Below are 1,320 nucleotides of genomic sequence, written 5' to 3'. Positions count from 1 at the left end.
TGAAGTTCCCCCGTTGAACTGGACAGCCTGATACTGGGACGGTTGAGTCCCGGAGGAAGCAGTCCAGATCGTGAGCGGCAAGAGCAACATGAGCAAGCGGTACACGGCCGAGTTCAAGCGGGATGCGATCGCGCTCGTTCGGTCCTCGCCACATCGGAACGTCACCGAGATCGCCCGGGAGCTGGGCGTGAGTCCCGAGGGGCTGCGGGGCTGGGTAAAGCAGGCGAAGGTCGATCGGGGCGAGGGGCCGTCGGGGGCGCTGACCAGCGATGAGCGCGAGGAGTTGCGGCGCGTTCGCCGCGAGAACGCGGACCTGAAGAAGGCGAACGAGATCCTGGTAAAAGCGGCGGCCTTCTTCGCGAGGGAGATCGTGAAGTAGGCGCTGTGTGCCTATTCATCGATGCGGAGAAGGCCACCGAGGCGAACCCCGACGGCTACAGCCTCGCGCGGCTGTGCCGCGTGCTGGGCATAGGGCGCTCTACCTACTACTCATGGCTTGCGTCACGGCCGGCCTCCGCCGAACGGCAGCGCGCCGAGGACGAGTTGGCCGGTCGGATCCGTGAGATCCACTCCGGCTCCCGGGGTGCCTACGGCGTCCCGCGGGTGCACGCCGCCCTGCGCAGAGAAGGTCACGGCGTCAACCGGAAGAGGGTCGAGCGGATCATGCGCGAGCGCGACATTCGCGGCATCACCCGCCGCCGGCGCCGCCACCTGACGAAGCAGGACACCAAGGCCGCCCCGGCTCCGGACCTGGTCGGCCGCGACTTCACCGCCGTTCGGCCCGGCGCGAAGCTGGTCGGCGACATCACGTACCTGCCCACGATCGAGGGCTGGTGGTACCTCGCCACCGTCATCGACCTGGCGACCCGCGAGGTGATCGGCTACGCGATGGCCGACCACCACCGGGCCGAGCTGGTCACCGACGCCCTGCGCATGGCCGCCGCACGCGGCGGCCTGCAGAACGGCTGCATCATGCACACCGACCGCGGGAGCGAGTACACGAGTGGCGAATTCCGCCGGGAGATAAGGAAGTTGAACCTGAGGCAGAGCATGGGACGAACTGGATCATGTTACGATAACGCCGCAGCCGAGAGCTTCTTCGGTCTGCTGAAAGCGGAGATCGGCACCACCGTCTGGGAGAGCCGCGAGGCCGCCCGCGCCGACGTTTTCCGCTTCGTCGAGGTCGAGTACAACCGCAGCAGGCTCCGTAAGCACCCCGAGTTCGGGTACCTCACCCCGCTCGAAACCCGAGCCAGGCTGCAGCACGACTTCACCCCCGCAGCGTAAGCAACCGCTGTCCAGGATCAGGGGGGAACTTCA

General features: G+C 67.1%; 2 protein-coding genes. Both read left to right on the top strand.

Annotation, left to right across the window (positions count from 1 at the left end; translation table 11 throughout):
- The first annotated feature begins 70 nt into the window (after nt 1–70).
- Nucleotides 71–379, top strand: a complete 309-nt coding sequence (locus P3T29_RS32610; RefSeq protein ID WP_280720296.1) for a transposase — start codon at nt 71–73, stop codon at nt 377–379.
- 5 nt (nt 380–384) lie between these two features.
- Nucleotides 385–1,287, top strand: a complete 903-nt coding sequence (locus P3T29_RS32605) for an IS3 family transposase (RefSeq protein WP_280720295.1) — start codon at nt 385–387, stop codon at nt 1,285–1,287.
- The last annotated feature ends 33 nt before the right edge of the window (nt 1,288–1,320 follow it).

It is taken from the genome of Kitasatospora sp. MAP5-34 (assembly GCF_029894335.1).
In the GTDB taxonomy this organism is placed as follows: domain Bacteria; phylum Actinomycetota; class Actinomycetes; order Streptomycetales; family Streptomycetaceae; genus Kitasatospora.
The sequence above is the reverse complement of the archived record's forward strand: the minus strand, read 5'-3'. Positions and strand labels throughout refer to the sequence as shown.